Here is a 24,424-nt window from a genome sequence, read left to right as displayed (position 1 = left end):
AGCCTACTTTGTCACAAGTGTTGAAGCCGGGCGAAAGTCACCGAGCACCGCGCGATCGTAGATGCGATTGCGGGGTTCTTTGACGCGAAGCCGGTAGACGCTGGAGAAATCGAGATCGCGCGCCACGAAGATCGAAACAAGCTCCCCCTGGTGCTTCTCGAGCGTCGGCGGAATGTTGATCGATTGCTCCACGGCGATCGCCGCGGCCTGCTGACCGGCGCTTGTCGTGTTTTGCGCCTCGACGTCGCTGTCCTGAAGCTGGCTGTTAGCATAGGAGGTCGCATCGCCAACGATCGACAGAAGAATAGCGCTGCCGAAACGCTCCCACCAATGCGTGTCGATATAACCATCGACGCCAGCACGACCAAGGGCATCGGTCGCCGGCGACGCCAGAGTGATGATTACACCCTTTGAGGTCTTTGCCCGGTTCCAAAGGACAAACAGACGTTTCTGCCCACGACGGAGACCGCCGCGATATTCGCCCACGACCTGCGTGCCTTTCTCCATCAGCACCACGCGGCCATTGTCCGACAGAATGTCGCGGTTGATGACGCAGCTGGTGAATCCCGGCTGGTCGGAAGAGAGCGCCGTCTCGAGCACACAGGGAATAGATGTCCCCATTGCGACGATGAAGTCGCGATTGCCGAGCGTGCCGGCGCGCGAGCCCTGCAATTGCGTCGGCGTGAGCATTCGGTTGAACCGCTGGTCTTCGTTTTCGCCCTGCCCGGCAAAGCTGCCCGGAGTATTTCCAAGCGGAACATAGTTCGAATTGGGGTCGGTGTTCGCATCATCCTGCTGTCGTCTGGCGGGCGGCGTTTTCCCGGCACCATAGGCCATGACCGGCGCGCGACGCGCGGCGTCCAGCAGTTTGTCGTCATCAGTAGGCGCCTGCTCGGTGACGACGGGCGTCGGGAGTCGGACCTCTGTGGGCGTCGTCACTGGCTGGACCGGCTCCTTGGCCGGCTCGAAATCCGATGTCTGACGGATGACGACCCGCTCGGGCCGCGCTCCATCGGCCGGTTTGTTGTTTCCGCGCATCGACCAGAGGGCGAAGGCGACAAAGGCGACAATTGCGACAGCGACGGCGCCGCGCTTGAGGATCGGATTGTTGTCGAGACGTCGACCCGTCGACGTCTCGGCGCGCTCGCCAGGGATCTGGGTGATTTCTTCCTCGGCCATGACACCTCCTATTGCGCTGCGCGGGGCTCAGCCTTGACGACCCGCTCAACCGACGGCGACGTCGTATTCGTCTCGGGATTGATGCCGACGCGATCGTAAGCCTCGTTGAAGATGCAGAGGACATCGCCGCCTCTGCGCAGAATAAACTTGCGGCTGATCACGTGGACCAGCACGAGATTGCCGTCGACGGACTTCGGGACCAGGCTTTCGGTGCCGTCGGAGTTCTCCATATAGATCGCCGGCATTTCCTGGTTGCCGACAAAGGCGAAGGTCGTGACCTTGCCGTTGTCGTAGATGGCTTGCGGTTCAAGCGCCTGCGCGCCTTGCGCCGAGTAGCGCCAGTTGCGCGGTCCATAGGCCTCGTGCAGGGAAAGGACGCGATCGGCTTCTCCGGCTTGCGCTGCCTGGACGCGGGCGGCGGCTTCCAGCTTTCGCCGCTCTGCTTCATCGGCTGGATAGCGGTATTTTACATAGAAGTAGGTGTTCTGCCCGGCTTCGACGCTTCCGTCCCGGACAGTGAGTTCCATCTGGTAGCTGCGGGGGGAGCCGTCGCGTCTGGTTGTCACGACCGAGATATTCGTCACCGGCTGGTTTTCCCTGGGCTTGAGGAACAGGATGTTGCCTGCGGGCGCTACCTCCCATGCGACGCTGTTGCCCAGCGCCACATGAGCGATCTCCTCGTCAGCTGCAAACTCGATCTGCACCGACGATCTGAGCGTGCCGACGATCTTCGTGATGTTGTAGGGCTGATAGTCGACAAAGCGGATGCGGCTATCCTGTGAGGCACTACGCGGCGTGTCGAGCGCAAGCGCCGGCGAAAAAACTCCGGCAGCCAGGGCAATGGAAATGAGGAAATGCAGTCTCAATTGATGGCCTCCGGATCGGCGCGATAGTCGCTGACGACGAAGCCCAGGGGATTCACCAGCCGGTCTGTGGAAGACATCGGAGCGTTGACATAGGAAAAGGTGAGCGTGACCACCCAATGCGTGGTGCGTACATCATCGCCGCGTGTGACGGTGCGCATGTATCGGACGGAAGCCACATTGGCGTTGATCAACGAGATCGAGACGATGTTGATCCGCGAGGTTGCGCTCCTGCCATAGATATTCTGTGGCGAATCCGGATTGCTGCCGCGGTAAGCGGCGGCAAACCGGGTCTGCTCGGGCTGGGTCGACAACAGCGCCACGGTCCGGAAATTGTCCTCGGCCTCGCTCGACACATAGCCTTCGCGGGCGCGCGCATACTTTGCCGCGAAATACTTCGTCACCGCCTCGTCGTAGGTGCCGGCAGTCGAGGTCAGCGCGGAGACCACATCGACAATGCCTGTTGAATTGTCGACCCGCACGACGAACGGCTCCACAGTCTTCAACGGCGTGAGACAGGCGATGGCGAAGACGGAAACGACGGCGATGATGCTGGCGCAAATGGCAACGCACCAGGCGACACGGGTTGAACGCTCGACCTGGATCAGCCGGTCCTGATCGAACCGGCGGGCCTTCTCGAAATAGCTCTTCAGACTATCTGTGCTCACCATGTCATTTGCTCTCGCAGGGACGGTAGGAGCCGGCGATATCGAAATGTGTGAAGGCAGCAGGCGTCACCGAGGCGGGTTCGTCTGCAAAGGAAGCAACATGGCGCGCCGGGTCCGCGGGGATAGCTCCGATGGTCGTCTGGTTCGTTTTGCCATCGCTCTCCCATTGCCACATGGAGCGGTTGAGCGGCCGGCGAGAATAGCCATCACATTTTGGGAGTGGGTGGGAGATCGAAGCGCAGCCGGCGAGGTTCGCGGTCAGCAAAAGTGATAAAAACATACGGATCATCTAAAAATAACCTGTCCAATGTCATGAATAGCGAGGCTGTCATTCCGCCCGGTTCGGTGTCAGCCGCCGGCCAACGGCGCGGGTCCCGCGGCCGACCGCACTCACTGTGTGTGAGGCGGCCCAGGCGAGCGTGCTTTCGTGCGCGTCACGGGCGGCGCCATAGCCGTAGGTCAGCGATGCGCCGCCGGCGGCGAGCGCCGAAGCGATACCGGGCAGCTGATAGAAGACGTAGAGGGCGGCGATGCAGATGGCGCAGAGTGCGATCGGGCGCATCATGACGTCGCGGTAGCCTTCGATCGCTGTGAATGTCGTGTCGATGCAGGTGATCAGCAGAGAGCCGATCGCGACGACCAGCACCTGCAGGATGACGAAGTTCGCGAGCTGGCCGATCCAAGATTCAGTAAATCGCCGCGTCGACTGAAACATGGCGAGTGCGATGAAGATCGGACCGATCGCCAGAACGATGGCGAGCGCGAGGCGCGCATAGAGCGAGACGATGTAGCCGATCGCGGCGACGAGGAAGCTTGCGCCGATCACCAGCATGCCGCCGACGCCGGTCACGATATCGACTGGCCAGGAGGCGCGGGACCAGATCTCATAGGCGCATTTCTGCCCCTTATCCAGCAGGCTGTCGAAGGTGGAGGCGCTCGGCGCGGTGCCGGAATTCAGCGCCTGCGATATCTCGTGAGGCAGGGTGTCGAAGAAGATATTGGTGACGTAGGTCTGGTAGTCGCTGGCGTTCCTCACCAGCATAACGATGATGGCGAGTTTCATCGCCCGGAAGGCGAATTCGAGGATCGGCTCGTGCACGGAACCGCGAAGCACAAGGTAGCCATAGAGCACGACATAGAGCGTGAGCGCTGCGGTCAGCGGGCCGCTGATCCAATTGGCGATGTTCGAGGTCCCGGATGAAATGAAGTTCTCCAATGGTGCCTTGAACTGCCCGTCGACGAAGCTGAACACCTCATACATTGGTCAACCTCCGAGCGACTTGCGCATGCGTTCGAGGCGCAGCTTGGCGTCGGCGGCCTCGGCGGTGCGGCAATTGGGCCTATCGTGGAGCACGCCGGGATTATTGCGGCATTCCCCGATGATCTTCGCCAGCATCACCTCGTCGGCGACCAACTCATCGACGGTGTAAACCCTCTCCTTTTCAGGGGAGCACGCCGCCAGGAGAAGCATCGCCGCACCGAAACAAAACCACTTCATTTGAGTGCGGCTCCCATGGTGTCCATGCGCTGGCGCCAGTCCTCGGCCTTTCGCTGGTCATCGACCTGAACCTGTGCCTGCTGGACCATCTGCAGGCCCTGCATGCGAAGAACGTCGGTTTGCAGGAAGGCGGTTTCGGCCTGCAGGCGCGCCTGCAGATCGGCGATATCCTTGGCATCGGCCGCACTCGATATCTGCTGGCGAAGCTGGTCAATGCCGTCGATACGCTTGGTGGCGGCGTCATAGATCTGCTGGCCGAGGCTCATCTGCCCGGCATTCTGGTTCTGGATGCGCGAAAGCTCCTGCGCGTAAAAATCGTTGGAGTCGGTCCGATAAGTGGAATTGTCCTGAAGGAATTTCGAGGCGGAAGCGCCGAAAACACCGGTCCCCGAGCCTTTGAACAGACCCTCGATGGCATTGAAGTCCTGCGGAAGCGCCTTGCGGATCGAAGGATCGTTCAGCAGACTGGCGACGTCGGCCATGTTGGTGATCTTGTTCAGCGAACCATAAAGCTGCTGTGCCTGCTGGAGCTGCTGGTTCAGAGCATCGAGCTGGGCCTTGAGCTGAGTGATGCTCTCGATCTGCTTGGCGATCGACGTCTGGTCGATGACCGGAATCCCCTGGGCATGCGCAATGTCAGCGGAAAGTAGCAAGGCCATTGATAGAATGACGCTCCTGATCGTATTCATCCGCATCAACCTGCCCTCCTCCGTTGCTGGAAGATTGAAAGCCAATCCTCGCGCCCCTCGCCGAGGTCGGCCCGGATGGCGTCTGCCAGCTCGACATTGGCCGTCCGGCCCGAAAGGATCGCGAGTTCATCGTCAAAACCGTTGAGGTTGAGCTCAGCGACGACACTGTTGTGTCCCTGCTTGACGATGAACCGCCGGCTTTCGACGGAAAGCTCGCGCGAGATCAGCTCGAATTCGCGTTCGGTCAGCTTGAAGCCGTCGATATAGTCGGCGCGGTCGCCGCGCGGATTCGGCAGGAAGACCTGTGTCGGGCATTGCTCGATGATCGTGTGGGCGATCGGTGAGACGATCGCATCGCGCGGGCTCTGGGTTGCAAACAGCATGAGCCCATTCTGTTTGCGGATCGTCTTCAGCTTGTTTTGCGCCAGATCGCGAAAACCCTCGTCCTGCAGCGCCTTCCAGAACTCGTCGATGACGATGATGATCCGGCGACCATCGATCACCTGCTCGATGCGATAGAACAGGTAAGCCATGAGCGGCGTCCGGATCTCCTCGTTGTCGAGGAAATCAGTCATGTCGTAACCGATAAACTTGGCACCAATCCCGATGTCATCAGTCTCGTTGTCAAAAACCCAACCGAGCGGCCCTCCCCTCTCCCAGCGCCGGAGCCGCGACGCGATGCCTTCGGGATCGGTGTTGTTGAGGAAGGTCCGCAGCGCACCGATGGAACGGCGCTCGACAGGAAGGTCCGCCAGATCATCGACGGCCGAAGCGATGTCCCTCAGCTCGGTGATGGTCAGTTCTCGGCTCCCCGCTCCGACCAGCTTGCCGATCCAGCGCGTCAGGAAGATCTTGTTCTCCGGGGTCAGATCGAGCGCCTTCAGCGGCGCGCAGCCGGTCGTGACACCGTTCCTGAGCGGCAGATAGGTGCCGCCGGCGGCGCGGACGAACAGGTCGGCGCCTCTGTCCTTGTCGAAGAAGACCATATGCGGATCATGCTTCTCGAGCTGCGAGAGCATGAAGTTCAGGAGCACCGTCTTTCCTGCACCCGATGGGCCGCAGACAAAGCTATTGCCGAGATCGCTGTGATGGAAATTGAAATAGAACGGCGAGCCGGAAGCGGTCTTCAGCATCGCGACCGCCGGTCCCCATTCGTTGCCACCTTTCTGGCCGGTCGGATAGGAGTGATAGGGCGAGAGTGCTGCGAAGTTGCGGGAGGTGATCGCTCCCGAGCGCGCGCGATAGCGGAGATTGCCCGGCAATTGCGCCCACCAGGCAGCCTCCAGCCCGAGATCCTCACGGGCAACGACCGCGCCGCCGCTGGTCAGATGCGCGCGTGCCTTGGCCATATGATCGGTCAGTTCCTTGACCGATGGCGCAAAGACCGTGAGGCCGAGATGGTGTTCTCCTACCACGAAGCGATTGGACTCCAGATCGTCCATCGCCTCGCCAAGTTCCTCGATCTGGGAGGCGGCTTTGTCGCCAGCGCTCACCATCTGGTTCTGTTTGCGGCCCATGATCGTGCGCGCATCCGCCTTCGACGTGAAGGCAAAGGACTGCGTCAGGATGAGCTCGAACGGCGCGGTCAGGACGCCGTCGAGCATGCCGCTGCGCGTTGTCGCCGGATATTCCTTGAAACCAAACATGCCGGCATAGCGGGTCTGCGCCTCGTGGCGGATTTCGACCGTCTCGCGGCCGAAGATCACCCGATCCGAATAAATTGCCGATGAGATTGGGCCCTCCGTCAGGGGCAGCGGCTCCCGGCGTCCGCCGACAAGCTGATGGAGAAACTCGCTCGGCTCGGAGAACAGGATTCCGTCCTGATCATTGAGGGAGAGGACACGGGGGCCGAAGCGCTTCAGCCCGGCAGTGACGTCGACGACCTTGTCACGAAGGTGCTTGAGCGCCGTCTCGTCCAATTCGGTGCCGGATCGGCGCGCCTTGCGCAGGCGAGAGAGAAGATTGGCGGCTTTGCCGGCAGGGTCTCGGCTCGGATACCAGACGAGGGTGAGATAAAGGTCGTTGCGAAACAGTTCTTCGTGCACCATCCGCTCCCGATACTTGGCATTGAGGTCGTCGGAAAAGCGATTGGCGAAGTGTCCCTCGGGATAGTCGTTGTCACGGCGGCGGACGACATGCGTCCAGAGCGCCAATCGCTCGTCGGCGATATTGCGGTAGAGCGTGTTCAGGCTGCGGTGCAGACTGTTGAGATCCAAAATATCGGCGGTCTCGAAGGAAATGCCTTCAAGGACGAGCACGGTCATCAACGCGCGGGAATCGAGCGCGATGGTCGTCTCGTCCACGTGGCGGACATAGGGGATGAAGGTTTCCGGCCCGAGCTCGCGGGACTGCAGCGTGGCGATGCTAGGCAAGGCTCAGGTCCCTTTCATCGTAGCGCCGGACAAGTTTTAAGGGTGAGAGAGTGGCACCACCCCAGTAGGAGGCGTTGCGCGAGCGGCCGCGGGTCTCGATCCAGGCGAGCAGGATGCGGAACATGTTGTGGTCATGCCTGACGAGCGCCCGGAAGACGAGATGGAAGACGACACCGATGAGCGCGTAGGCGATCGACCCGGCGATGATATAGAGGATGGTCGTCAGCATGATGTTGATGCCCATCGCTTCCATGGTCACGCCAGCAATCATCGCCGGGCGCGTGCAGGCCAGGAACAACGTGTCTTCCTCAAGGGTAGGAGCGCTCGCCATCGGTGGTCAGCCACCGACGATGGTGTTGACCAGTTCGGTGGCGCCGAAAATGCCGCCGATGCCGATGATCCAGAAGCCGGCGCGGCGGAGATCCATATAACCAAACATCCAGGCGATGCAGATGATGATCACCGCGATCACCGCCAGCAGTTTGGCAACATTGCCCGTGAGCATCGTGACGATGTTTTGCAGCACGGTCTCGATGCCGGCGGACTGGGCGAAGGCCGGTTCGACGAGGCAGGCAATTATGGCGAACGCCATGAGCGTGGTGGCGGCAAGGGGTCGAAGGCTGCTTCGGGAAATCATTCGCTTTGCTCCAATCGGTCATTCTGGAAAACGAGAACCGATGATCGCCATCTGGAACTGAATACGTCCCATGATGCGGCTTCTTCGGCTTGAGAGACTTGTCTTGGGAGAGGCTGGGCCAGTTGATCGCGAGGTTGCCCGGCATGGACGATATCCTCATCGGGTTCCGCAATGTTGAGAGATGCGAGTGTCTGGGAAAGCCGCTTTGCCTCCCTGCGCACTTGCTCGTCATATCTAACCATCGCCCCGACGGTCGGATCGTCGCGTCCGTAGTAGGACTGCAGCATCACATTCTCCGCCTGCGCCGGATCGGCGCCGACTTTCAAAGCGAGACGGTAGTAGCCATCGAGAAGGGTTCCAGTCGCTTTGAGGTTCCGGCACGGGTCGAAGGCGTCAGAAACGGAGAGATTCAGTTTGCGAAGTTCCTCGACGCCGATCCCGCCAAGCCCGATCTGGATGTCCTGATGATCGGCGATCAAGGACGTGGCTAGCTCGATCGCTTCAGCCTTGCTCGCAGGCTGCGAGGGCAGCGGATTACCGCTATTGATGCGGATGGCGAAGGGAAGGAACTTGCTTTCCAGGCTCACGACCCCGGCCAGCATCTCCACCTGAACCATCGGAGCGCAGCTTTGTGCGATATCGACGAACACGGCACTCATCGCTCAGTACCAGACGCGCTGCTGGCCGACGCCGTCTATCGTCACGTCGACGTAATGCGGCTGCGGCCGCACGTTCGGGCGCGCGATTGGATAACCCATGCACTGAAGTCGACCGCCTTCGCGCTGCCAGCGTGGTGACAGCACCGAGTTGGTCTCGCTATCGTAGTTGTCGCGATCATAGGTGCAAAGCGAATTGCTCACACGCTGGAGCGAGGTCGAGACACAGGTTGCCTCCTGACCCCGCGGTCCGTAGCTGCCCGACAACCGATAGCCTGCATCGCAAAAATAGGGCTCGTAACCGGGGCCCGAGCTATGAAACCCGACGCCGCTGCACGTTGGAAACGAGTTGCCCTTTGCAAGCTCACTCCAAAGCTTCTGGATCGGCGGCCGGCATTCCGCATATTGGATTGGCCCCCCTGGATTGGAAAGGCACAGGATAACCTGGCATCCCCAATCATCAGCCCGCGCATTGCTGGTGGAAATCAGGTAGGGTGGTAACATGTACGAGATCGAAAGCAGGATATTCAGCAGAAGGCTTTTCATGGACTTGACCCTCCGAGACGATGGCGGCGCACTGCGGAAGCAGTGTCGTGCTCCAGGAAAGCGCCTTTTAACTGACGTATATAACACAGTTAAATAACATGACAAGAGCGCTCAAGAGACAGTGGCACAATCTTGCCTTCTCCGGACTCATCCTCCATGAGATCCTTGACCATCCGCTTGAGGACGAGACCCCGCAGGCGCGGTTGAAACAGATCGGCATGATGACGATCCTCTACACAATGACCCAGGCCCACCAGAAGCTAACTCTTTCAAATATCGTAGAAGTTACGGAGTTGACACGGAGTGGGGCAAAGGAGACGGTCGATCTCCTCGTAAGGCGGGGAATGCTCAAAGAAACCATGGTGACGAATTCCATGGGCCGGGGAACTGCCCGTCAATTCGAGATTTCCGAGGAAATTCGGCAGAAGTTGAGCGCTTTCACAAGCACGTAGAATCCGCACTTATTGTGACGCTTTCTCGACAGTTAACGTCGATGAGGGCGAATAATCTCGGGTGACAACTCCGGTATTGAGGAACAGTCCACGGCAGTGATTTCGGTTGGGCCGCATAGGGAGGTTCCGCCGGCCACACAGCCGCAATGCGCAATGCACAATAAATAGTTGCGCACTTCGTAAAACACAGGCATACAGGGTGTCGGCTGACGCATTTGATAGCCTCCTCCCAATGCCATCGCGTTGGCTGTTCCCCTCTGGAGGTTTTGACCTTCGCACCTGAAAGGGCCCCGGTCTTCCGGCGGCCCTATTTTTCTGTTTACGAGGACCTAAAGGCGTGTCTCGAGAGAGGTCTGCGCGGCTCAATTCACGGCTACAAGCGGGCGAGCGCCTCGCCGAAGGGAAGGTCGTGTAGAGAACATGACGAAACGAAGTGCCTCCGGCCCTGCTCAAGTGACATGCCCTCTGCCGCCGCCGCGCCAGCAAGCTTATGAACGAGCAGCGTGCCCGCAATGCCGCGCCCGCGCTCGGTCGGTACCGTTGCCGGCATCGATCGTGCCGCAAAACGCCGTCCATCAGGACGACACCTGTGCTGTTTTCAGCCGATTGAGGGACTTTGGTGGCGAGGCCCTTGCCGACGGGTATTGAAGGCGCTGCTCGATGGCGCGGGCGACAAGCGAGGCAGGCCAGGCGAGCAGGAAGTAGAACAGAGCAGTCAAGGCGAAGACATGCAAAGGCAGGAAGCTCTCCGACATGATCTCCCTCGACACCAACGTCAGTTCGGGAACGGCGATCAATGCGGCGATCGAACTGTCCTTCAACATCGATACCAGGTTGATCACCAGCGGCGCGATTGTGTGGCGGACCGCCTGCGGCAGCAGGATCAGACGGAATGTCTGAATGGGTGTCAATCCGGTCGCAAATGCGGCTTCGCGCTGCCCCGCCGGTACGGCATCGAGCCCGGCGCGGAATACTTCCGCAAGATAAGCCGCATAGACGAGAGCGAGGCCGATCACTGCCGAGAGCTGCGCCGGCAAGGTAACACCCCCGCCGGGCAACGCGAAGTAGATAAGATAGAGAATGACGAGGATCGGCACTCCACGCGCTAAGGCAATGTAAAGACGCGCCGCCAACCGGGCCGCCGCCAGCCGCCGGGAGCGGAGATATTCAAGCAGCAGCGCCAGCATGAACGCCAAGCAGAAGGCGCCAGCGGTCAGGACTAGCGTCGTGCGCAGGCCGGTGAGCATGCGCGGCCCCCAGTCGCTAACATTGGCAAGGATTGTATCGAAGAACATCATGGCGTCTCCAGCTTGCGCTCGACGAAGGATAGGGATCTGGCGACTGCCATCGTCAGGGCGAGATAGACAAGCGCGGTACACCCGTAGATCAGGCCCGTTTCGAAGGTCTCGTTCACCAGTTGCCGGGCGTTGAACATCACCTCCGGCGCGGCGATGGCGGCAACGAGTGAAGTATCTTTGACGAGACCGACGGCATAGTTGCCGACAGACGGCAGCGACAGACGCAGGCCTTGCGGCAGGACGATGAGCCAGAAGGAGAAAAGCGGCGTCAGACCGATTGAAGCAGCAGCCTCCTTTTGGCCGACGGGAACCGACTGAAAGCCCGAACGGAAGATATCGACGGAAATCGCTCCGCCGATCAGTCCGAGGCCAAGAACCGCGGCGACCATGGAGGACAGCCGGATCCCGACAGCCGCGAGCCCAAAATACAGGAGAAACAGGAACGTCAGGCTCGGGATGTTGCGAAGAGCCTCGATATAGATCCGGATCAGCGCATGTACGATGCGGGCTTTCGCCAGGAAGTCGACCGTTGCGAGGCCGAGGCCGATCACAAGCGCCACGATCAGCGCTCCGGCCGTCACCTCGACCGTTACGCCCAATCCCGCCAGCAACGCGTCGACGATCCTTTCAAGAAGTGCGCTATCCATCGCATTGCCCCCTTTGCGAGAGGCTTGCCAGGAACTGCTTGAGGCGCGGCGACTGCGGATGATCGAGCAGGCGCCGGGCCGGCCCCTCCTCGACGATGCGCCCTAAGTCCAGAAAGAGGATGCGATCGGCGACCTCGCGCGCGAAGGCGATTTCATGAGTGACGAGCACCATCGCCCTGCCCTCGCCGGCGAGCTCCTTGATGACCGTCAAGACCTCGCCGACGAGTTCAGGATCGAGTGCAGACGTCGGCTCGTCGAACAGCAGCAGCTTAGGCTGCTGGGCGAGCGCACGGGCGATTGCGACGCGCTGCTGCTGGCCTCCGGACAGCCGCTGGGGGACCTCGTCGACCTTGTGGGAGAGATGCACCTTGGCGAGCATCTCTTCGGCCATGCGCGAGGCTTCAATCCTGGAAACGCCCCGGACCTTCTGCGGCTGAAGTGCGACATTGGCGCGCACGCTCAGATGCGGCCACAGGTGGAAGTGCTGAAACACCATGCCGATTTCGGCCCGCAGCGGCGCAAGCTCCAGGTCACTCATGCGCCCGCCGTTTTTCCGGCGGCCGATCGTGCGTCCTTCCAGCCGGATGTCGCCTGCCGTCGGCGGGTCGAGATAGTTGATGGCTCTCAGGCACGTCGATTTGCCCGATCCACTTGGCCCGATCAGCGCGATACGTTCGCCACGCCGCAGGGCGAAGGAGACGTCCTTCAGGACCGTGTGATGGCCATAGGACTTACCGAGATCGGTGACCTCGAGAAGATATTCGGCGGTCATGTCCGCCTCCTTGAACAATGAGAGGAACTTGCGCGGCCGGCTGCCGGGCCGCGACGCGGCTAATTCCCGCAGACAGGCGGCGACCAGTCGGTCGGCCGATCAACGCCAATCCGGAAGTTCTCGACCGATGGGGTATAGTTCGCTCGACTGACGTTGCCGTAGCGTTGGCCGATCGCGTTGACCGTGCAGGAGGTCCAGAGGTCGCGGATCTCCGCATTCAGCGCTGCCGCGAGCGCCGCGTTGTCTTTCGACAGGCCGAAGACATATTGCCGCCCGAGGCCGGTCAGCAGTGGATAATCCGGATTGTTGTCGGTGAAAGGCAGGTTGACGAGCCCCCAGTCCGGATTCTTGGCAAGCGCGTAGTCGATGACCGGAGGGTCGCCGACGAGCGCTTCGATGCGGCCGGCGAGAAGATCGCGCAGCGCAGCGTCCGAGCTGTCGTAGAGAGACAATTCGAGACCCTTGATCTTCCGGAGTTCCGGCAGGAAGGAGAAGCCGGTCATCGATCCAACCTTGCGGTCTTCCAGATCCTTCAACGCGTGCCAAGCCGCCGCCTTGGGCGAGGTGATGCCGTTCTGGAAATAACCGGTCGGGTCGGTCAGAGACAGCGTTTCGGCACGCTGCTTCGTCCAAGCGACATTGCCGCCGATTATGTCGACGCGGCCGGTTTGCACGGCGGCGATCGCGCCGGACCATTCCATCGGCACCGGCTTGATCTTAAGATCGAGCCGTTCGGCGGCGATCTGCAGGATATCTCCGTCATAACCGGCAAGCTTGCCGTCGCGTGCCACCAGGCCTGGCATGTCGCCGGTAATGGCGACCGATAGGACCCCGGCTTCGGCAAGATGATAGGCCGGGTCGGTTGCCGCCGATGGATCCGGTTGGAGCGCGACGGCGATCCCGATGGCACCACCAAGCAATCCGAAAATGAAATGCTGCATGTCTGTTCCCTCTTTTGTGGATGGTTGTCAGGCTGAATGAAGACCCGCCGCGTCCGAGGCGGCGGGCCACTTCTCGAAACGGCTCATCGAAAGCCCATCGATCTCTGTTGGTGAGTGACCCTCAAGGCAAAGCTCGGCCAGCACGGCACCAACTGCCGGTCCGAGCTGGAAACCGTGACCCGAAAAGCCAAAAGCGTGAAAGAGCCCATCGAGTCTGGGGCTCGGGCCGACGACGGGCAGACCGTCCGGCATGCGGCCCTCGATGCCTGTCCAGGTCCTGACGAGCAGGACATTGGCAAGCGCGGGGACCATCGCGATTGCGAGCCTGGCCGCCTCGCATGTAACCTCCGCAAGGGGGCGTGCCTTCAACTGGTGCCGGTCGGCAGTGCCGAGACCGCTTCCGAAGACGACGCTTCCCTGCCCTGTCTGGCGGATATAGATGCCGCCGCCGCAGATCCCGAGATTGGGGCCGATCAGGGGTGCGATGGGCTCCGTCACACACATGTTCGGCGCCATCACCGCTTCTTCGACCTGGTCGCCGAGCGATGCCGCGATCGCAGCGCCCCAGGCGCCGGCGGTGTTAATGAGCCGCTGTGCGCTGACGGGTGACAGATCCCCGGGCAGCCAAAGCAGAAACCCCCGCTCCGACACCCGGATCTCTTCGACGGGGCAGCATTCACGGATGTCGGCGCCGAGCGCGCGGGCGGCGCGAGCGAAGGCTGGCGCGACCAGACGGGGATTGGCCTGGCCGTCTTCCGCGCAGAAAGAGCCTCCGGCATAGATTGGCGCAACATACGGAAAGCGTAGGCGCAGCTCGGCTGGTTCGAGAATTTCGGAATGAATCTCATGGCATCCAAGCAGCTCCCGGTGCGCTGCGAGGTCATGCATATCCGCATCGTTTCGCGCAAGCTTCAGATGACCCGTCGCCCTAAATTCGCAGTCGCTGCCGACCAGGCTCTGCAGATTGCTCCAGATCGCGCGGCTACGGCGGGCCAAGGGCAGTTCCGCCGGGTGGCGCCCCTGCTGGCGGACACCGCCATAGTTAACGCCGCTCGCCTGGGCTCCGCAGCGGCCGCGTTCGAGCAGGATAACGGAGGCACCCATACGACGCGCATGCAGGGCCGCTGCGCAGCCGGCCAGACCGCCGCCGACGATCGCAATGTCGAAGGACGCAGTCATCCGCCGATCTCCGCGAGATGCTTGAGCGCCATCGGCTTGATCGGAGCCTGGCCGCGCAAGCGGCCGACCGCGCTGATATCGACCCGGGCAGTCGCCGCGATGAGCTCGGCGGCGGCCGGTGCGCAGATGCGTCCCTGGCATCGCCCCATGCCGAGCCGGCAGAATGCCTTGATACGATTGATGTCCGACTCGCCGGATTCGATCACAGTCCGGCGGATGTCACCTGCCGTGAGGCCTTCACAGCGACAGACCATGGTCTCATCAGGCAATGTTTCGGCGATGTGTGACGGAAAGGGGAAGACGCGATCGAGAACGTTGCGAAAGCGTGCCGCTCGTCCGATCAGGCCCCGGTCGCGCCCTGAAGGCCCTTTTTCCTCATGTGAAACATCCCGAAGCAGTGCCGCGGCCGCGAGCCTACCGCTTGCGGCGGCGATGACGCTGCCACGAACAGAGGAACCGTCGCCTGCCAGATAGACATTCGGGAGTGACGAGCGTCCGTCAATGTCGACCTTCGGCAGCCACTGTCTCTGCTGTGCGTTGAATTGGAAATCGACGCCGAGGAGGTCGGCGATCTGTGTCTCCGCTTTCAGACCATGCCCCACGGCAAGCGCATCACAAGCAAGGAACATATCCCGGCCGTCACAGTAGAACTCTAGTCCATTCACGCGGCCATCACCCCCGCGCGTCGCCTCCACGGGAACAACACCTGTCAGCACCGGAATACCGTGTGCACGAAGCCAGGCAATAAAATAGAGCCCGCGGGCGAATGTGGCACCGCCGGAGGCCAGGGCCGGCAGGGCTGACAGATCGTTGAAGGGTTTCGCGGTCTCCAGGACGGCCGGCACAGTCGCTCCGGCCCGGGCATACTGATAGGCGACGAGGTAGAGAAGCGGCCCAGTGCCTGCAAGCACGACAGTCCGGCCGATCAACGATGCCTCCGCCTTGAGGGCGATCTGCGCGCCGCCCAGACTGTAGACACCGGGAGCCGTCCACCCCTTCATCGGCACGACACGATCCATAGCGCCACTTGCGATGATTAGGCGCGACCAGTGATGCACGAAGGCGCGCCCGCAGTTTACCAGATGGAGTGCGCCGGGTTCGGCGCTCCAGACTGTTGTTTCGGCATGGTATTCGACGGCAGCCTTGAGATCGGCCACATCAGCGCGGAACGCCTGAGCACGCTTCGCATCGAAGCCGTAGAGATCGCTCAGCGATCGCGAGAACTCCGGCTCGGGCTTGCGGAATATCTGGCCGCCCGCTGACCGGGCTTCATCGATCACGACCGGACGGAGGCCGGCATCCACAAGCGTCCTGGCCGCGGCGATGCCGGCCGGACCGGCACCGATAATCACGATTGGCTGAAACGGTTTCATCGAGGCGCCTCCGGCGATCGGGTCAGGAGCCGCATGCCGGCATCGACCAGGCTGGTGCACGCGCGAAGACGTTCACCGTCCTCGCGCCAAAGCCAGCAGTCTTGGCAGGCACCCATCAGGCAAAAGCCGGCGCGAGCTTCGTCCATAAATTCAAAGTTGCGGACATGACCTGGATCGGATCGCATTGCCGTCAGCACGCTTTCACCCAGGCGCGCGCGTACCCGTAGGCCATCGATGAAGATGCTGATTGCAGTTCCTACGCGCAGATCCGGCCCTACCCGGCCGCTTCCCACCAAATCCATGGCTGAAATTCCTCATTCCCGATTTCATATTGACAAGCTTTTTATCCACAATATGAATTTATACATTCACAATTATTCAGGCAATTGGGCTCTAACTGAGGATGTTCGAAACTTGACTACTACCTGTGAGAGTAATCAGCGCGACGAGACGGCCTTCGTGATCGATCGTCTTGCAACGATGTGCACGTCCGTTTCGGCCGCGCCGGCCCGCGTGCTGGACGCCGCCCGGCGAACGCTTGCGGACACGATCGGAGCAGCGGCGGCTGGAGCAGCAACCAGAGCTGGACAGGCTTCCCTGAAAAGCGCCCCACTCATTTGGGGATCCGGAGACTGCGGCATCTGGTTTTCCAGGCGGCGCTCAACCGCTGTCGGAGCCGCCTTTGTCAACGCAACTTACGCGGCCGCACTCGATCTTGACGACGGCCACAGGAAGGCCTCCGGCCATCCGGCCGCTGCCATCATTCCTGCGGTACTGGCCTGCGCAGAGCACAAGGGAGCAGGCGCGGACGCAATCCTCACCGCCATCGCGCTTGGCTACGAGGTGGCGGTCCGTGTATCGAGTTCCCGCGAGATCGGTATGCTTCGAACCACCGACAGCGGTCTGTGGTGCGGATACGGCGTCGCGGCGGCAACCGCGTGGCTCTATGGGGTTTCCGCAGACGCCATGAGTCACGCGCTCGCGATCTCTGGCCAGACATCGACATCTCAGGCCGCTACCGGGTTCACCCGCATCGGCCATACGGTGAAGGAAGGCATACCCTGGGCGACGGCGAACGGCATCCAGGCCGTGATACTGGCTAATGCGGGTCATCGAGGACCGATCGACATGCTGGATGACGCCGATGCTTACGTCAGGATGGGCCTTGTCGGCGTACCGGGAGACGCATGGGCAATCGAGAGTGCCTATTTCAAGCTCTATAGTTGTTGCCGCTGGGCGCATGCTGCGATCGACGCGGCGCTAACCCTTCAGGTTCGCATGTCGCTAAGCAGCTGCGACATCGACACGATCCTCGTGGAAACCTTCGAACGGGCGCTGTCCTTGCCCAACCTGCCGGACCCCTCCACGAGCGAGGCCGCACAATACAGTATCCCCTTCTGTATGGCGCTGGCGCTCGTGCATGGCGAACAGGCGCTGCTGCCACTGAAGGAGGAACATCTCGGTGATGCCGCAGTCGTCGCGCTCGCCCGGCGTATCAAGCTTGTGAGCTCCAAGAATTATGAGCACGCTTTTCCGGCATCGACCCCAGCGCGCGTGACAATCGTGGGGAAGGGCCAGCTCGACCAGCAAGAAGTGCTGTCACCACGAGGGGAGCCGCTGAACCCACTCACCCCTGAAGCGCTTGAGACTAAATTCCTGGCTCTCATGGAGAAATCGCCTTTTGACAAAAAGCAGGCCATGGCATTGCTTGAGGCAGCAGGCCGGCTGGGCATTGATCGTGAGCCCTCCGACCTCTATGCCGCCCTGAGAGCGGGGGAGCCATAGTATCACGTTGTTCGGCTAAAGCCGGCCGAACAACGTGACATCACCTCACTTGCAGCATTCGGCCGGCCTGCCTTGGCTTTGGCCGACGCGGACGCCGTGTTCGACTTGTTCTCATCCGACGAAAAAAGTCGAACTACTGCACCATGCTGCCTCTCGGATACGCTTACGATGACATCCTTATAAACCCCTGCCCGATCAAATCAGCAAGACAATGCTAGTCCTTCCATCTGCGCCCCGAGGCTGTTTAAGGCGAAAGCAATCGGGCTGCGTTGTGAAAAGCCCCGCCCGATGGGCGGGGCATGCGTGATCGAAATCTCGGGAGGCAGTATACACCCTGTTAGCCGACCGGACTTGTGCTGAGCTGGCCTTAAAAGAGCTCAGCCGTGATATCGCGTCCGGAGCCGATCTAGGCTGTGGTTGCTGCATTCTCTCAGATTGCATTGCCCTGCCCCGTTATGGCAGTACCAGCACATATCAATGGCTGGAAGGCGGTCTTCTCAGGCCCAAGCTGAGATACTGTCGTTGCAGCGACGAAATTTCGTGGGCTCGTGCCCTTGTTATGGACAGATTATGATTGCTTCGCTTTATGCCGACTATGTTCAAGATTTGAAGGCAAGGCTGAACGATCTGTTCGAACGGCCTGATCGCTATCAAACCTTCGACCTGCACGTTGAGCTTGCGATGGGTGCGGCCCTCCTCGCCTACGAAACAAAAAGGCAGAAAGGGCAAACGGATACGATTGCCTACGCCCGGACGGCGAAGGGAAATGTTCAGGTATCGCCAGAGCTCGCCCAGCAGCGGATCTCGTCGTTCCTAACGATGCAAGGCCACATTGCTTTGACCGGCGAGCCCATGATCAGCCTCAATGAGGAGTATCCGCATGCTGTGATCAGCTTCGAACATCGCGCAAGGGGCGCACCACTCAAGAGTTCGATGAAGATGATCTTCGTTGGCGTGAATGATGCCGAAGATGCCGGCCGCTACTTTGAAATGACGGGAGAACCGGCTGCCATCGTCACTACGCGACCGCACCGTTCCAAGAGGCTCTGGGAGTGGAAGTAGGAATAACCGGCATCCTTCGTGCCTGCGAGGTTGTGCCACAATCGGCATTTTTTTGTGAACGGTCAGAGGATCGAGAGGGCTTTGCACGAGAATGGCGGTCGCACCGCAGGTCAGGTGTCCTGAGTGCAGGTCGCGCTCGACCGTCCGATGCACACGCTTGTGAAAGCGGATCGCAGGCATCGCCCCGTGGGTACGCGTATCACCCCCGTTCCGATCCGACAGGATCGGTCAAAAGACAATGAAGCATATCGGAGCTTTCTGCACAGCGGCGCGCAGACAGCGCGCGAAAGCGGGAATTCGCGCCACGCGAGGGCTTGAGGAAGGGCAGCCGCAGGAGCTTCAGCGTGAGCGGTCCGGAGGAGAAGCGGGACCGACTGCCCCACGACCTCACGTTCCGCTTTCGGGGCCGGTCCGCCTCCCCTCGCAATCGCTAGGATCGTTGGCCCGCGTCTCACGTCAACAGTTGCCCGAGCATGCGAACTGCAACGCTACTGTTTTCCCCGGTCGTTACTGCGCGTTGCCTTCAATTTGCTCTCGGCCTCGAGAATTGCCTCGTCTATCAACTGTTGAAGAACGCGCTCCAATCGTTCCGGCATGCCATCTCCATGCGAATGGAAGCCTATTCGCATTGTACCATTTCGGATCGTGGCAGTGACCTTATGCTTTCGCATGGTGGCATCGGGGTCGTGGCTACAACCAGGTCGGCACAGGTGCAGGAAGCGTCAGCAGAATTTCCTCAGCTCGAAGCCGCGGTTCGGCAGATCCTGCGTCCACTCGGGCACGAAGCCGACGGCGCCGATCTGTGCGAATGAACCCGGACTGAATGGTGCCTTCAGCTTCCGTTCCGAAGGGCGCGTCTAAAAGAAAGACGTTCAACCGCGGTCTTATCCGCCTGAGGAGACACACATGATCCGCACCTCTTTCATTGCAACCGCATTCATCGCTCTCGTTGGCCTCACCGCCGCAGGCCCAGCCATGGCCAACGACGTGCGTATTGAACAATATGGCTGGTTGAACTCTGCCGGTGGTGCGCAGGAAGGGTACGGGAACCGCATCAGAACTTACCAGAACGGTGGCTACAACCGGATTGTCAGCCGTCAATATGGTCGTCATAACCTTTCGGCTGTCGGTCAGGAAGGCAATGACAATTATGGCGCCACCTATCAGAACGGCGACCGCAACGTAGCCGGCATCGGCCAGTTTGGCTCCAACCACACGACAATCCTTACCCAGGACGGCAATGGCAACATCGCGGCAGGCGTCCAGGTCGGCCATGGCTGCAACGCCAATGTCAGCCAGGGCGGCAACGGCAATGTCGCGGCCTTCGTCCAGGCTTGTCCGTAAGTAGCTGCGGGATGACGTGAAAGAGGTCAGAATCGCAACAACAGACCACTAGGGGAGACGACCCATGCCGAATAGCATCAAACATCAACGCCGCCTGATGGCAATTCTTGCGCTGGTCCTGCTTCCTGTCGGCGCCGTTGCGGCCATGACGACTGCCAACCAATCTGACAAGGCACAGCTTTGCGAAATCAAAGCAACGCCTGGAGCAGGTATGGTGAGACTGGATGCGCTCGTCCTCGCCGACAAGCATGTCGGCGGGACCTACACCTTCCATGTCGAAAGATCAGGAGCCGGTGGAAGCTCCACGATCAACCAGAGTGGCGATTTTGATGCCATAGCGGGACATGTGGCAATCCTCAGCTCCATCTCGCTCGACTCCAAAGGAACCGAATACAAAGCCACACTGGATGTTGTGATCGGGGACAAGAGTTTCAGCTGCGCGAAACAGATCGGCGGCAACTAATCGGCCTCCACACCCTGAAAATCCGCAAGAGGGCGCCGGCTTCCGGCGCCCTCTTGCTTTCGATCAGGCCGAAACGACTGAACGACAACTGAACGAGCAATTCCGACTAGGTTCAGCCGCAATATGCGAAAGTTGATCATCGGCCAAGGCAGCCGGCAAATGGAGATCAGGATGACCCGCAACGTGTTTAAGATCCTCACCGTCACTCTTCTTGCCGGGAGCCTGGGGCAAGTAACCTTGTCTGTGCCAGCCTATGCCGGCGGCCGAATCTCATTCAACCTCGCGCCGGACAACGCCGAGGATGCGGGTCTTTTCTCAACCGGACTGCGCGTCTATTCGCTTTACCGCGGTCTGAAAGACGCCGACATCCGGCAGCTGGGCCGGGGTAACGCGGCTGGCATCGCCCAGGCCGGCCGTGCCAACCTCGGCTTCATCCAGCAACGGGGCAATGGTCATTCCGCGACCTTGCGGCAGAACGGCAACAACAATGCTTATGGCATTTTCCAGTATGGGCGAAATACTGAAACCGACGTGGTGCAGGATGGAGATAACGGCAGTGGTGCAACCTTCAGCTATGGATGGTAAGGTCACAACAGTCCCGAAGGCGATATCCCAATCGAGCGTCAGCACGTATCAAGGCGCTTGAGGAGGACCTGGGCATCCTCCTGTTCGAATCGGAATATCTCAGCCGCCGCCCGAGCCAAGTCCTGCCTGGCGACCCCCAACCCCACACGGATGCCATCGCGCCGTCAGGCGGCTGGACTATCGCGGGAAGATTACAATCCTATGCCTTATTCTGCCTTTCTGATCCAGCACGGCGAACGCCAGAAGCCTGCGACGGCGCGCCGCGACGAGTGCGCGTAATCCTTCGCGCATCCGCGTATTCAACGTGGCACAAAAAGAGCGCTTTAGCCTTCGGAAAAGCCGCTTGGGGATACTGGCTTGCTTATCCAGAGCGTAGCCATCGATTCCGCAAGATCAATGCCTTCAGCACATGGTTATTGGCAGAGGCAGGCAAGGACGCAACCTGATGATCAGTGAGCACGACAGCGGATTTGCGGCGCCATGCTTCACGATAGCCGGAGCCTATCGCCGAGATGCCAAGCCTCGAACAACGGGCCAGAGGCGCCTTGTACCGGATCGGTTTCGGGCAATGCGACCTCGGCGATCGTTTTGAGCAATTCCGCGGTCGCAGCGCTTGTCTGAACATCAGCGTATTGGCCTGGCGGGTAGGTACCGACCACCCGAAAGTCGCTGCTCGCGCCCAGGTTTTGATGTCCCGTCCCCGCTGGAAGGACGAGACAATCTCCCGGGTGCAGCTCGAACACTTTACCGGCGCGGCCGCCGATCAGCAGCTTCGCCGTTCCTTTTCCCACACCAAGCATTTCGTGAGCGCCCGCGTGATAGTGCTGATAATCGAAAACACCATCGCGCCATAGCTTTCATGCTAAATTAGCCTTGCAGAACTCCGCCACGTCGAGCGAAACAGCCATGGCAGCGGGAAACAAATCATCTCACGCGATAGCACCACTGAAACGTCGCCGCAAATTTAACCCCAAGCGAGACCCGAAGCCACAGGTACTCGCCCAGGCCAATCGCACTGTTTTACGCATGGCCTCCGCGGAGTTACTTCAAAAGCGAAAGCAACGCTGTTTCCGCCTGCGCCGAAACCTCATTGCAAAGCTACTTCGTACTCGTCACCGCCCTGCACCTTCTTGAGGAGCGGGACTCCTCCTGACATGCCGAGGGCGCTCAACCCATCATGGGGCACGCCCTCGTTCACCCACGACAGTGAACGCGCGACGATCATCGTCGCTGCATGCATCGTCAATTTGGGTGGTGACACTCAGATGCGGATCATCAGCCTAGTTTTCAAGATCACATGGTTGGGTGACTGCCGTAGCCGCCACCCTTAACTTACCGGTCACGCCCGCGGTCGGTTGATCGTCAGGAAGTGACGGACAACGGGCTTATCGGGACCGACATGGTAGGCCAGCACCTTGCCCTGCAGGTCGGCGTCGGCGTTGGAAACCCGCTTGTGCTGGCGAAGATGTTCAGCCCAGGATTCAACCATGAACCACTCCACGATCTTCTCCGGGTCGGCCGAGTCCTCGGTGACGCCCCATCCGTAGGCACCGTCCCGGCGGCGCTCCTTGGAAAGATCGTCGAGGGCATGCAGGAATGCGCTCTGGTTCTGCTTCTCGGTCTTGTACTCGATCAGGATCAGAACCGGGCCACGGTCATGGGCAACGGGTTCGGCGACAAGAGGCTCGGGCCAGTGGTTCGACGGCACCAGGTCGGCATCGCCGGCCGGAAGCTTCACGCGGTGCATGATGAATCCGGCGATAAACAGTCCGATAGCCCCGATGATCAAGGTGGACCGGATGCCGACGGCCTCGCCGACCGCACCCCAACCAAGACTTCCGGCAGTCATCGCACCGTTGAAGACGGTCAGGTAGACGGCAAGACCACGACCGCGCACCCAGTTGGGAAGGACGGACTGCGCAGTGCCGTTGAGCGTTGTCAGGGCGGTGATCCATGCACCACCGAGGAAGAGAAGGATGATGATGGCGACCCACTTCGGTGGAGCGAGAGCAAGGACTCCCATGACGGCGGCGGTGATAACCGCCGCGACGAGAAGCAGGCCGTCGGAACTCAGGCGTTGGCGCAGCTTAGGCATCACCAGAGCTCCACCGATCGCGCCTGCACCGACGGCACCGAGCAGGATACCGTAGAAACTGGCATCACCACCGAGCAGTTGGCGGGCAACGAGCGGGAGAAGAGCCCAGACGGCGCTGGCGAAGGCGAAGAAGATCGCGGCGCGCAGGAGGACGACGTGCAGTGGCGTGCTCGAGCGAGTGTAGCGAAGTCCGGCTCGAAACGCGCCAAAGAAGTTCTCCTGGAGCGTGTCGTTTCCATTCTTAGACCGCGGCCACCAGACGAGAGCTGCGATCACCACGATGTAGCTGGCAACGTCGGCGCCATAGGTGATCCCGGCTCCGAATGCTGCCAGAAGCAGGCCGCCCGCGGCAGGCCCGATGGAGCGGGCGATGTTGATGCCGAGCGAGTTCAGCGCCACCGCGCTCTTCACGTCCTCACGCTTCACCAATTCCGGAACGATCGCCTGCCAGGTCGGCCCCATCAGCGCGGCTCCAATCCCGCCGAGGAACGTCAACCCGATCAGAGCGCTGACCGAGAGCATGCCCGTCTGCGAGAGAAGCATCAGCGAAATGCTGACGGAGGCCAAGAGCACCTGGACGGCGATCAAGAACTTGCGGCGATCGAGGATGTCAGTGAGAACGCCTGCCGGGATGGCAAGCAGGAAAATCGGCAGAGTTCCGGCCGCCTGGACCATGGCGACCGCGGCCGGCGACGCCGAAAGATCCGTCATCAACCAGGAGCTTGCGACATCGCGCATGAAGCTTCCGGTATTGCCAAGGATGGTGGCGATCCAGAGGACCGCGAAGACAGGCTGGGCAAGGGGCGCAAAGGTTCCCCCCGATGTTTTTGCGGCGCTCATCTGCCTGCCCCCTTCGCGAGGTCGAATGCGGCGACGAAGACGAATGCGCCAGCAAGGCCGAGATGTTCAAAGAAGGCGTTGGTCGCCATCATACGGTCCATGCCAGGGGCCATTTCCCAGAAGCGGAGGGCGATGAAGGTTGCAAGAAGCGTAAAGCCAGCTAGCGCCAGGGCACCTGCCCAACGCAGGAAGCCTGAGATCACCATGGACGAGGCGGCAAGTTCGAAGACGATTACGGCGACTGCGAAGAAGGTGGCGGGATGGAGACCGAAATGATCCATCTCGGCCAGGGCACCATTGAAGTCGAAGATTTTGGTGAGCGGACCTTGGACGTAGGCCGCGCAAAGAGCCAACAGTGACACCGCCCGGGTGACCGGAGAGCCGACGGCGCGTGCCAGACTGCTCCGGAATGGGTTGGACATATGAGATTGGAAGGTCATTTCAGCTCCTGCATGTTCGCCGTCGAGCGGCTGCCGTTAA

27 protein-coding genes and 1 pseudogene are annotated in these 24,424 nt (G+C 60.6%); 6 read left to right on the top strand and 22 right to left on the bottom strand.

The features are described 5' to 3' along the window. Window positions 1-3: 3 nt before the first annotated feature. The 12 genes from virB10 to PMI11_RS26860 are packed head-to-tail and all read right to left on the bottom strand — an operon-like array spanning window position 4 to window position 9,108. A complete protein-coding gene (gene virB10 / locus PMI11_RS26915; RefSeq protein ID WP_007823608.1) occupies window positions 4-1,179 on the bottom strand; it encodes a type IV secretion system protein VirB10 in 1,176 nt (391 codons plus the stop codon). An 8-nt stretch (window positions 1,180-1,187) separates the two neighbouring features. Continuing rightward, a complete protein-coding gene (virB9, locus tag PMI11_RS26910; RefSeq protein ID WP_007823605.1) occupies window positions 1,188-2,045 on the bottom strand; it encodes a P-type conjugative transfer protein VirB9 in 858 nt (285 codons plus the stop codon). After that, window positions 2,042-2,713 carry a virB8 family protein gene (locus PMI11_RS26905; protein ID WP_007823603.1) on the bottom strand — a complete coding sequence of 224 codons (672 nt, stop codon included), beginning with the start codon at window positions 2,711-2,713 and terminating at the stop codon, window positions 2,042-2,044. The genes virB9 and PMI11_RS26905 overlap by 4 nt, the downstream gene beginning before the upstream one ends. Before the next feature lies 1 nt (window position 2,714). Beyond that, the gene (locus tag PMI11_RS26900) at window positions 2,715-2,999 is read right to left on the bottom strand and encodes a hypothetical protein (protein WP_007823601.1); all 285 of its coding nucleotides are present in this window, start codon (window positions 2,997-2,999) and stop codon (window positions 2,715-2,717) included. A 39-nt stretch (window positions 3,000-3,038) separates the two neighbouring features. Beyond that, entirely contained in the window at window positions 3,039-3,971 is a 933-nt protein-coding gene (locus tag PMI11_RS26895; protein ID WP_007823599.1) for a type IV secretion system protein, read from the bottom strand. A 3-nt stretch (window positions 3,972-3,974) separates the two neighbouring features. Beyond that, a complete protein-coding gene (locus tag PMI11_RS26890) occupies window positions 3,975-4,208 on the bottom strand; it encodes an EexN family lipoprotein (RefSeq protein WP_007823597.1) in 234 nt (77 codons plus the stop codon). Continuing rightward, window positions 4,205-4,906, bottom strand: coding sequence for a P-type DNA transfer protein VirB5 (gene virB5, locus PMI11_RS26885; protein WP_193385633.1), 702 nt, complete (start codon window positions 4,904-4,906; stop codon window positions 4,205-4,207). Before virB5 ends, PMI11_RS26890 begins: the two co-directional genes overlap by 4 nt. Then, window positions 4,903-7,269: a VirB4 family type IV secretion/conjugal transfer ATPase gene (locus tag PMI11_RS26880; RefSeq protein WP_007823594.1), complete on the bottom strand. Its 2,367-nt coding sequence runs from the start codon at window positions 7,267-7,269 to the stop codon at window positions 4,903-4,905. Before PMI11_RS26880 ends, virB5 begins: the two co-directional genes overlap by 4 nt. Continuing rightward, the gene (locus PMI11_RS26875) at window positions 7,262-7,600 is read right to left on the bottom strand and encodes a type IV secretion system protein VirB3 (RefSeq protein ID WP_007823591.1); all 339 of its coding nucleotides are present in this window, start codon (window positions 7,598-7,600) and stop codon (window positions 7,262-7,264) included. The genes PMI11_RS26880 and PMI11_RS26875 overlap by 8 nt, the downstream gene beginning before the upstream one ends. Before the next feature lie 6 nt (window positions 7,601-7,606). Continuing rightward, window positions 7,607-7,906 carry a TrbC/VirB2 family protein gene (locus tag PMI11_RS26870; protein WP_007823589.1) on the bottom strand — a complete coding sequence of 100 codons (300 nt, stop codon included), beginning with the start codon at window positions 7,904-7,906 and terminating at the stop codon, window positions 7,607-7,609. Then, window positions 7,903-8,565 (bottom strand): lytic transglycosylase domain-containing protein, encoded by a 663-nt coding sequence (locus PMI11_RS26865; RefSeq protein WP_007823587.1) that lies wholly within the window; start codon window positions 8,563-8,565, stop codon window positions 7,903-7,905. Before PMI11_RS26865 ends, PMI11_RS26870 begins: the two co-directional genes overlap by 4 nt. 3 nt (window positions 8,566-8,568) lie before the next feature. Further along, a complete protein-coding gene (locus tag PMI11_RS26860; RefSeq protein ID WP_007823585.1) occupies window positions 8,569-9,108 on the bottom strand; it encodes a hypothetical protein in 540 nt (179 codons plus the stop codon). A gap of 98 nt (window positions 9,109-9,206) precedes the next feature. Between PMI11_RS26860 and PMI11_RS26855 the strand changes: the two genes are divergently transcribed. After that, complete coding sequence (locus PMI11_RS26855; protein ID WP_007823584.1) at window positions 9,207-9,560, top strand: hypothetical protein; 354 nt, start codon at window positions 9,207-9,209, stop codon at window positions 9,558-9,560. Between the two features lie 575 nt (window positions 9,561-10,135). Here PMI11_RS26855 and PMI11_RS26850 read toward each other — a convergent pair. Genes PMI11_RS26850 through PMI11_RS26820 form a run of 7 tightly spaced genes read right to left on the bottom strand, consistent with a single transcriptional unit; the run spans window position 10,136 to window position 16,072 of the window. Continuing rightward, window positions 10,136-10,858 (bottom strand): amino acid ABC transporter permease, encoded by a 723-nt coding sequence (locus PMI11_RS26850; protein ID WP_007823581.1) that lies wholly within the window; start codon window positions 10,856-10,858, stop codon window positions 10,136-10,138. Continuing rightward, a complete protein-coding gene (locus PMI11_RS26845; protein WP_007823580.1) occupies window positions 10,855-11,505 on the bottom strand; it encodes an amino acid ABC transporter permease in 651 nt (216 codons plus the stop codon). The genes PMI11_RS26850 and PMI11_RS26845 overlap by 4 nt, the downstream gene beginning before the upstream one ends. After that, complete coding sequence (locus PMI11_RS26840) at window positions 11,498-12,277, bottom strand: amino acid ABC transporter ATP-binding protein (protein WP_007823579.1); 780 nt, start codon at window positions 12,275-12,277, stop codon at window positions 11,498-11,500. The genes PMI11_RS26845 and PMI11_RS26840 overlap by 8 nt, the downstream gene beginning before the upstream one ends. 59 nt (window positions 12,278-12,336) lie before the next feature. Continuing rightward, window positions 12,337-13,218 (bottom strand): substrate-binding periplasmic protein, encoded by an 882-nt coding sequence (locus PMI11_RS26835; RefSeq protein WP_007823578.1) that lies wholly within the window; start codon window positions 13,216-13,218, stop codon window positions 12,337-12,339. Window positions 13,219-13,245: 27 nt separating this feature from the next. After that, entirely contained in the window at window positions 13,246-14,397 is a 1,152-nt protein-coding gene (locus PMI11_RS26830) for an NAD(P)/FAD-dependent oxidoreductase (RefSeq protein ID WP_007823577.1), read from the bottom strand. Further along, window positions 14,394-15,770 (bottom strand): FAD/NAD(P)-dependent oxidoreductase, encoded by a 1,377-nt coding sequence (locus tag PMI11_RS26825; protein WP_007823576.1) that lies wholly within the window; start codon window positions 15,768-15,770, stop codon window positions 14,394-14,396. Before PMI11_RS26825 ends, PMI11_RS26830 begins: the two co-directional genes overlap by 4 nt. Then, window positions 15,767-16,072: a (2Fe-2S)-binding protein gene (locus PMI11_RS26820; RefSeq protein WP_007823575.1), complete on the bottom strand. Its 306-nt coding sequence runs from the start codon at window positions 16,070-16,072 to the stop codon at window positions 15,767-15,769. The genes PMI11_RS26825 and PMI11_RS26820 overlap by 4 nt, the downstream gene beginning before the upstream one ends. Window positions 16,073-16,184: 112 nt before the next feature. Between PMI11_RS26820 and PMI11_RS26815 the strand changes: the two genes are divergently transcribed. From PMI11_RS26815 to PMI11_RS26790, 5 genes are all read left to right on the top strand, one after another. Beyond that, window positions 16,185-17,555, top strand: a complete 1,371-nt coding sequence (locus PMI11_RS26815; RefSeq protein WP_007823574.1) for an MmgE/PrpD family protein — start codon at window positions 16,185-16,187, stop codon at window positions 17,553-17,555. Between the two features lie 570 nt (window positions 17,556-18,125). After that, window positions 18,126-18,617, top strand: coding sequence for a hypothetical protein (locus PMI11_RS26810; protein WP_007823573.1), 492 nt, complete (start codon window positions 18,126-18,128; stop codon window positions 18,615-18,617). 906 nt (window positions 18,618-19,523) lie between these two features. Next, window positions 19,524-19,961, top strand: coding sequence for a curlin (locus PMI11_RS26800; protein WP_007823572.1), 438 nt, complete (start codon window positions 19,524-19,526; stop codon window positions 19,959-19,961). 64 nt (window positions 19,962-20,025) lie between these two features. Beyond that, window positions 20,026-20,424, top strand: coding sequence for a curli-like amyloid fiber formation chaperone CsgH (gene csgH, locus PMI11_RS26795; RefSeq protein ID WP_007823571.1), 399 nt, complete (start codon window positions 20,026-20,028; stop codon window positions 20,422-20,424). Window positions 20,425-20,595: 171 nt separating this feature from the next. Next, window positions 20,596-21,009 carry a hypothetical protein gene (locus PMI11_RS26790; protein ID WP_007823570.1) on the top strand — a complete coding sequence of 138 codons (414 nt, stop codon included), beginning with the start codon at window positions 20,596-20,598 and terminating at the stop codon, window positions 21,007-21,009. Window positions 21,010-21,494: 485 nt separating this feature from the next. Here PMI11_RS26790 and PMI11_RS36815 read toward each other — a convergent pair. From PMI11_RS36815 to PMI11_RS26775, 3 genes and pseudogenes are all read right to left on the bottom strand, one after another. Then, a pseudogene (locus PMI11_RS36815) lies at window positions 21,495-21,863 on the bottom strand (cupin domain-containing protein); the annotation flags it as partial. Between the two features lie 485 nt (window positions 21,864-22,348). Next, the gene (locus PMI11_RS26780; protein ID WP_007823567.1) at window positions 22,349-23,944 is read right to left on the bottom strand and encodes an MFS transporter; all 1,596 of its coding nucleotides are present in this window, start codon (window positions 23,942-23,944) and stop codon (window positions 22,349-22,351) included. After that, window positions 23,941-24,384, bottom strand: a complete 444-nt coding sequence (locus PMI11_RS26775) for a DoxX family protein (RefSeq protein WP_007823566.1) — start codon at window positions 24,382-24,384, stop codon at window positions 23,941-23,943. Before PMI11_RS26775 ends, PMI11_RS26780 begins: the two co-directional genes overlap by 4 nt. Window positions 24,385-24,424: the final 40 nt, after the last annotated feature.

The organism is Rhizobium sp. CF142 (genome assembly GCF_000281145.1).
Lineage (GTDB): Bacteria > Pseudomonadota > Alphaproteobacteria > Rhizobiales > Rhizobiaceae > Rhizobium.
The sequence above is the reverse complement of the archived record's forward strand: the minus strand, read 5'-3'. Positions and strand labels throughout refer to the sequence as shown.

Excerpts from the sequence above, each read along its gene's own strand:
- PMI11_RS26855 (WP_007823584.1), top strand. The coding sequence starts at position 9,207 with ATGACAAGAGCGCTCAAGAGACAGTGGCACAATCTTGCCTTCTCCGGA.
- PMI11_RS26900 (WP_007823601.1), bottom strand. The coding sequence starts at position 2,999 with ATGATCCGTATGTTTTTATCACTTTTGCTGACCGCGAACCTCGCCGGC.
- PMI11_RS26905 (WP_007823603.1), bottom strand. The coding sequence starts at position 2,713 with ATGGTGAGCACAGATAGTCTGAAGAGCTATTTCGAGAAGGCCCGCCGG.
- PMI11_RS26860 (WP_007823585.1), bottom strand. The coding sequence starts at position 9,108 with ATGAAAAGCCTTCTGCTGAATATCCTGCTTTCGATCTCGTACATGTTA.
- PMI11_RS26800 (WP_007823572.1), top strand. The coding sequence starts at position 19,524 with ATGATCCGCACCTCTTTCATTGCAACCGCATTCATCGCTCTCGTTGGC.
- PMI11_RS26820 (WP_007823575.1), bottom strand. The coding sequence starts at position 16,072 with ATGGATTTGGTGGGAAGCGGCCGGGTAGGGCCGGATCTGCGCGTAGGA.
- PMI11_RS26850 (WP_007823581.1), bottom strand. The coding sequence starts at position 10,858 with ATGATGTTCTTCGATACAATCCTTGCCAATGTTAGCGACTGGGGGCCG.
- PMI11_RS26875 (WP_007823591.1), bottom strand. The coding sequence starts at position 7,600 with ATGGCGAGCGCTCCTACCCTTGAGGAAGACACGTTGTTCCTGGCCTGC.
- PMI11_RS26865 (WP_007823587.1), bottom strand. The coding sequence starts at position 8,565 with ATGAGTGCCGTGTTCGTCGATATCGCACAAAGCTGCGCTCCGATGGTT.
- PMI11_RS26790 (WP_007823570.1), top strand. The coding sequence starts at position 20,596 with ATGACCCGCAACGTGTTTAAGATCCTCACCGTCACTCTTCTTGCCGGG.
- PMI11_RS26890 (WP_007823597.1), bottom strand. The coding sequence starts at position 4,208 with ATGAAGTGGTTTTGTTTCGGTGCGGCGATGCTTCTCCTGGCGGCGTGC.
- PMI11_RS26870 (WP_007823589.1), bottom strand. The coding sequence starts at position 7,906 with ATGATTTCCCGAAGCAGCCTTCGACCCCTTGCCGCCACCACGCTCATG.
- virB10 (WP_007823608.1), bottom strand. The coding sequence starts at position 1,179 with ATGGCCGAGGAAGAAATCACCCAGATCCCTGGCGAGCGCGCCGAGACG.
- PMI11_RS26780 (WP_007823567.1), bottom strand. The coding sequence starts at position 23,944 with ATGAGCGCCGCAAAAACATCGGGGGGAACCTTTGCGCCCCTTGCCCAG.
- PMI11_RS26830 (WP_007823577.1), bottom strand. The coding sequence starts at position 14,397 with ATGACTGCGTCCTTCGACATTGCGATCGTCGGCGGCGGTCTGGCCGGC.
- PMI11_RS26895 (WP_007823599.1), bottom strand. The coding sequence starts at position 3,971 with ATGTATGAGGTGTTCAGCTTCGTCGACGGGCAGTTCAAGGCACCATTG.
- PMI11_RS26825 (WP_007823576.1), bottom strand. The coding sequence starts at position 15,770 with ATGAAACCGTTTCAGCCAATCGTGATTATCGGTGCCGGTCCGGCCGGC.
- PMI11_RS26840 (WP_007823579.1), bottom strand. The coding sequence starts at position 12,277 with ATGACCGCCGAATATCTTCTCGAGGTCACCGATCTCGGTAAGTCCTAT.
- csgH (WP_007823571.1), top strand. The coding sequence starts at position 20,026 with ATGCCGAATAGCATCAAACATCAACGCCGCCTGATGGCAATTCTTGCG.
- PMI11_RS26845 (WP_007823580.1), bottom strand. The coding sequence starts at position 11,505 with ATGGATAGCGCACTTCTTGAAAGGATCGTCGACGCGTTGCTGGCGGGA.
- PMI11_RS26810 (WP_007823573.1), top strand. The coding sequence starts at position 18,126 with ATGATTGCTTCGCTTTATGCCGACTATGTTCAAGATTTGAAGGCAAGG.
- PMI11_RS26835 (WP_007823578.1), bottom strand. The coding sequence starts at position 13,218 with ATGCAGCATTTCATTTTCGGATTGCTTGGTGGTGCCATCGGGATCGCC.
- PMI11_RS26775 (WP_007823566.1), bottom strand. The coding sequence starts at position 24,384 with ATGACCTTCCAATCTCATATGTCCAACCCATTCCGGAGCAGTCTGGCA.